This window comes from Acidimicrobiia bacterium, assembly GCA_016650365.1.
Classification (GTDB): Bacteria; Actinomycetota; Acidimicrobiia; order Spongiisociales; family JAENVV01; genus JAENVV01.
Genome location: JAENVV010000222.1, coordinates 1 through 4,582 on the forward strand (window position 1 = coordinate 1; position 4,582 = coordinate 4,582).

The 4,582-nt window shown below is 60.4% G+C and carries 8 protein-coding genes; 4 read left to right on the forward strand and 4 right to left on the reverse strand.

Annotated features, from left to right (window positions below; translation table 11 throughout):
* Together JJE47_13230 and JJE47_13235 are read right to left on the reverse strand one after the other, a co-directional pair.
* Positions 1-368, reverse strand: a 368-nt coding sequence (locus JJE47_13230; GenBank protein ID MBK5268389.1) for a hypothetical protein, incomplete at its 3' end; no start/stop codon positions are given.
* Positions 365-862 carry a hypothetical protein gene (locus JJE47_13235; protein ID MBK5268390.1) on the reverse strand — a complete coding sequence of 166 codons (498 nt, stop codon included), beginning with the start codon at positions 860-862 and terminating at the stop codon, positions 365-367. The genes JJE47_13235 and JJE47_13230, both read right to left, overlap by 4 nt.
* A gap of 86 nt (positions 863-948) precedes the next feature.
* On the opposite strand from JJE47_13235, the gene JJE47_13240 reads away from it, so the two are divergent.
* The 4 genes from JJE47_13240 to JJE47_13255 all read left to right on the forward strand — a co-directional run bounded on the left by JJE47_13240 (position 949) and on the right by JJE47_13255 (position 3,234).
* Entirely contained in the window at positions 949-1,659 is a 711-nt protein-coding gene (locus JJE47_13240; protein ID MBK5268391.1) for a gamma-glutamyl-gamma-aminobutyrate hydrolase family protein, read from the forward strand.
* Positions 1,660-1,755: 96 nt separating this feature from the next.
* On the forward strand, positions 1,756-2,100 hold the full coding sequence (locus JJE47_13245; GenBank protein MBK5268392.1) for a PadR family transcriptional regulator: 345 nt from the start codon (positions 1,756-1,758) through the stop codon (positions 2,098-2,100).
* A gap of 6 nt (positions 2,101-2,106) precedes the next feature.
* Positions 2,107-2,700 carry a hypothetical protein gene (locus JJE47_13250; protein MBK5268393.1) on the forward strand — a complete coding sequence of 198 codons (594 nt, stop codon included), beginning with the start codon at positions 2,107-2,109 and terminating at the stop codon, positions 2,698-2,700.
* A gap of 48 nt (positions 2,701-2,748) precedes the next feature.
* Positions 2,749-3,234 carry a cupin domain-containing protein gene (locus JJE47_13255; GenBank protein ID MBK5268394.1) on the forward strand — a complete coding sequence of 162 codons (486 nt, stop codon included), beginning with the start codon at positions 2,749-2,751 and terminating at the stop codon, positions 3,232-3,234.
* Here JJE47_13255 and JJE47_13260 read toward each other — a convergent pair.
* Both JJE47_13260 and JJE47_13265 read right to left on the reverse strand, forming a co-directional pair.
* On the reverse strand, positions 3,231-4,208 hold the full coding sequence (locus JJE47_13260) for an NAD(P)-dependent oxidoreductase (GenBank protein MBK5268395.1): 978 nt from the start codon (positions 4,206-4,208) through the stop codon (positions 3,231-3,233). The two genes, JJE47_13255 and JJE47_13260, sit on opposite strands and share 4 nt — an antisense overlap.
* A partial coding sequence (locus JJE47_13265) for a DinB family protein (protein MBK5268396.1) occupies positions 4,159-4,582 on the reverse strand: 424 nt, incomplete at its 5' end. The genes JJE47_13265 and JJE47_13260, both read right to left, overlap by 50 nt.

Sequence of the window (4,582 nt, forward strand, 5' to 3'; positions counted from 1 at the left end):
AGGTACCGATCACCATGGTCGGCAGTGACCAGTGGCTGGACCGTCAGGCCGGGCAAGAGCCACGAAACCACCCCCATTTGCATGTTGGGTCCGAGTAGTTCGGCTTGGGCAGCGTACGTCAGGGCGTCACTCGTAGCTGAAGCGGCCACGGTGGCTGCGAGGACCTCATCGGTCAAGTTATCCGTAACGAGGCCTCGAGCCTCAGCAGCAAACGACTCATTCTGGGCAACGGCCGCCAGCGTCCCCGCAGCCGACAGGTCGGTCCAGCGCTCCAGGTAGGCCAGGTCGCCTCGCATCAGCCCGGCGAAGTGATTGGTCTGTTTGCGATACTGCCAGTAGGCGTCAGCGAGTTCAGATGCGGTCGTCATGGTGCGACACTACCGACAATCCGACTGGCGCTTTCTTGTCCGTCGAGCGCCGTAACCGAAGTGAACCAAACCGACACCCCGGCGGCGGCCGTCGTGGCGTTGTACCAGGTTGCGTCAGTCACCCCGACCACAATTTCGGCCGGCCCTTTTGAAATCCGTACCAACGCCGCGCCGGTTCCGCCTGACTCGACGAAGCCCTCCGCGCCAACCGTCCGGGCCTCTTGGGCAACCATTTCTGCAACCAACAGGGTTGCCCCCTGGGTGTGCCATTCGTGACCGGTCACGGAGCACTCGCCTTCGCACCAAGATTGATCGGCCCGTCCGCCGAAGGTGTCGTCGAACACTCCGGCAAGATCGTTCTCGAGTTCAACGGCAGAGTCCGCCGATGCGCGCCAGATCACCACACCTCCGCCGACCAGCGTCACCAAGAGCGCGGCCATCACCACATAGGTGACTGCTTTCCGTTGGACGGGTTCGGACTGTTCGTGATCCATGGGTGGTCACACTAGAACGATGTCACCGGTCCCGGAGGCGGGTCCGGAAATGTCCGAGTTCTGGTAGTCCGATACACTCGGCGACCATGCAGCCGCTCATCGGGATAACAACCTACGACAGAACCGAACACCCCTCCCCCTCGGCACACTACGCCGCTCACTATTCCGTCCCCACCGAGTACGTCGACGCGGTGCGGCGAGCCGGAGGCGTCCCCGTGCTCTTGCCTCCCGGAGAACCGCACCCGGCCCGCTGGTTACACAAGCTCGATGGAGTTGTCCTATCCGGAGGCACCGACGTAGCCCCCGTTCGCTATGGCGGCAACGAAGACCCACGGGTACAAACGGCGGCATTGGAGCGCGATCAATCCGACTTTGAACTCACGGCGTCGCTCGTCGAGTCGACCATTCCGGCCCTCTTCGTCTGTCGGGGTATCCAGGTACTCAACGTCGGCCTGGGCGGAACCCTCCACCCACATCTGCCAGATGTTGTCGAAGACGACATCCACCGGGACGAAAACGGCCATTGGACAACCCATGCCATCGAGGCCGCGCCCGGTTCAGCTGTCGCCAAGGCCATGGGTACCGAACGTGTCGTCGCCTATTCGGGACACCATCAGGCACTTGATCGGGTGGCCGAGAGATTGGTCGTCACAGCCCTCGCCCCAGACGGAATCGTTGAGGCGGTCGAGCTACCCGGCCATCCGTGGCTGGTTGGTGTCCAATGGCATCCTGAAGTGACTGCCCACACCGATCCCACCCAGCAGGGTTTGTTCGACGACCTGATCCGGCACGCCTGACATACCGAGCGCGCCCGCCACTCCGGTTGAAACATTTCTCCGAAGAATCTGACTTATTCTGATTCAAGCCTTGTCAGACCAAGTATCATGTCACGCATGGCTAAGTATCAAGGTCCCGGTCTCACCGAACTCAGACGAGGGGTCGTCGAGTACTGCGTGATGTCACTGCTCTCTGCTGAAGAGATGTATGGCTTCCAGTTGGTGGAGACCCTGGCCAGTCACGATGGACTGGTAACGAGCGAGGGAACCATGTATCCGCTGCTCGGACGGCTCAACGACGCTGGACTGGTCAACACCAACTGGAAACAAGAGGGTTCAAATCGACCCCGCAAGTACTACTCACTGACCAGTGCCGGGGTAGCCGCGCTGGATGCGTTTCGTAATGACTGGGCTCGGTTTCGAGACACCGTCGACAAAGTCCTATCCGTGTCAGGGGAATGAATGCTCATGCAATCGACCAACCAAACACTTATCGACGACTACCTCAGTTCGGTTCGAGCGGCGACCCGGTCGCTACCGCCGAGTCGGCAAGCGTCCATCGTTGATGATCTCGAGTCGCACATCGAACAAGCTCTGCCACCCGAGGCTGACGAGGCCGAAGTTCGTACCGTTCTCGAACGGCTCGGTTCTCCCGAGATAATCGCGGCCGATGCCGGGGCAGAAGCGGCCGTCGGCAGACCGACGCGAGCCAAAGAAGTATTCGGTCTGATCTTCATCAGCGTCGGTTCTCTTATCCCGATCATCGGGTGGGTGATCGGGATCGCGCTCGTTTGGATGTCGCCAGTGTGGTCTAAAGCCCAGAAGCTACTGACCACCCTGGTCTGGCCATTTGGCTGGTTCGGCATGCTGGTCCTCCCGGTGATAAGTCTCCGGGCCTCAAGCAGCGTCAATGAAGCAGCCTCCAACGGAGCCTTGCAAACGCTCGGTGTGATCCTGTTCGTTGCGGCTCCGTTCGTGGTGTTGGCGTGGCTCATTCGATCGTTGATTCGAGCCGATAAGGAATACCGAAAACAACCAAATCACCATTCCGAGGGCGGGTAGCCTCTGCTGGCGCCGCCACACCGTCGGCCCAAGCCCAGGAGGCTGCTCGTGTTCGATTCAAAGGTGTCAGCGTTCATCGTGCCTCCCGGGGAAGGCCATGTCATTCGCGGGCCTGCCGGAGGACCCGCCACCGTCAAAGCCAACACGGATACCACCAACGGATCCTTCACGCTCCTCGAAGTCGGCATCGGCCCGAAGGAAGGACCACCGCTTCATTCACATCGCCGCGAAGATGAGATGTGGTACATCCTCGAAGGCGACTTCCGATTCATTGCCAACGATCAGGTCTTCATGGCCGAACCCGGTTCGTTCTTCTTCGTCCCTCGCCGAACCGCCCACTGCTTTCAGAACATCAGCGAATCACCAGGAAAGCTGCTCGTGATGTTCACACCGTCGGGGATGGAACGATTCTTTGAAGAACACGCCGCGCTGCCGGCCGGGCCGGCTGATCCAGATCGATACCGGGAGATCGCCAACAACTCCTGGATGGACGTGCTCGGCCCACCACTTGGTCAACTTCGCCCCCTGGACTAACGGCGGAGCAGTTCGGCCAGAGGCTCATGCCAGTCGGGGTATCTCGGAAGCCATCCCAGGGCTTCCTTGGCCTTTTGATTCGAAACCGCCGGCTGTTCATCAATCAGATACCTGAGAATGGTTAGCGGCCCGAGCGCGAACATGATCGGTGGAACCCTGAGTGGCACAGGCGCTCCAATCTCTCTGGCCAGCCACGGCAGGAGATCCCCGGCCGTGACGCGTACGTCATCGGTGACGTTGTAGACACCGGTCGGTGCCCCGATGGCTTTGATGGTTGCCTCGGCAGCATCATCAAGGTGAAGCATGTGGAACGAACCCCGCCCTTGTCCGACAATCGGGAGCATTCTCTTGTGCAGCATCACGGCGTAGGCACCGTCGGGGGCGAAATAGGTGCCCGGACCATAGAAGTGTCCGTAGCGCAGCACCACCCCGCCAGCCTCCAGCGTGGCCTCCTCAAGAATGCCAATCGCTTTGATGACCGACCGATGACTGGCCGGAGCGGTCAAATAGAGAGGATCGTCCTCCTTGCGTATGCCACTTCCCGGCTTCTGAGCAAAGGCAATCGATTGAGCGATCAACCTGGCACCGGTCTCCCGGGCCGCCGCAGCCAGGGCGGGCGCCCCCAACACCCGAAGTTGGTTGGTCAGCTTGCCGTCACTATTTGCCTGGATCGGATTCATCAACGATTTCGGAAGACTGGTCAGTTGATTAATGATGACTTCGGGTCGCGCCGCAACCGCTACTCGCTTGAGCGTCTCAGGGTCCAGAGCATCTCCTCTGGCTACTTCACAACCGACCGCCGCCAGCTGTTTGGCCTTGGCATCTGAACGGGTCAGCGCAATGACCGTGTGCCCGCCCGCCTGAAGCCGATCGATCAAAACCGGTCCAATGACGCCGGTCCCTCCGGCCAGAAACACCCGCACGTCAGCTGATCCCAGCCAGGACGTCAGCCTGCCCGACGTGGAGGGTGTCATGGAAGAAATAGAACTGGATCCGTGACCCGACCGCGACCTGTTGGTCACCGGATTCGACCAAACGCTGGAGGTCGACGTCGGTAGATGCCCGGAGTGACCTGGCCAGCGCCTCACCGGATGCGACCAGCAACTCTTTGATTTCGTCGAACGGTACGACATCCGGTCCATCACCCGTGATCGGTTCCGACTCGCGGTCGTAGCGGGCGTCGGTCCAGTCGATTCGGTCGGCCCCAAGCAGGTGAAGTATCACGTTGCGGTAATTGACGATGTGACCCACCGTCCAGTTGAGACAGTTGACGCCCTCGTGTTGAATAAGACTCGTTGCATGGTCCAATCCCTCGATTTGCCGAACGAGATATCCCGTGTTGCGAGCG

Coding starts and splice junctions, on each gene's coding strand:
- JJE47_13250 (MBK5268393.1), top strand. CDS start 2,107: ATGCAATCGACCAACCAAACACTTATCGACGACTACCTCAGTTCGGTT.
- JJE47_13245 (MBK5268392.1), top strand. CDS start 1,756: ATGGCTAAGTATCAAGGTCCCGGTCTCACCGAACTCAGACGAGGGGTC.
- JJE47_13240 (MBK5268391.1), top strand. CDS start 949: ATGCAGCCGCTCATCGGGATAACAACCTACGACAGAACCGAACACCCC.
- JJE47_13235 (MBK5268390.1), bottom strand. CDS start 862: ATGGATCACGAACAGTCCGAACCCGTCCAACGGAAAGCAGTCACCTAT.
- JJE47_13260 (MBK5268395.1), bottom strand. CDS start 4,208: ATGACACCCTCCACGTCGGGCAGGCTGACGTCCTGGCTGGGATCAGCT.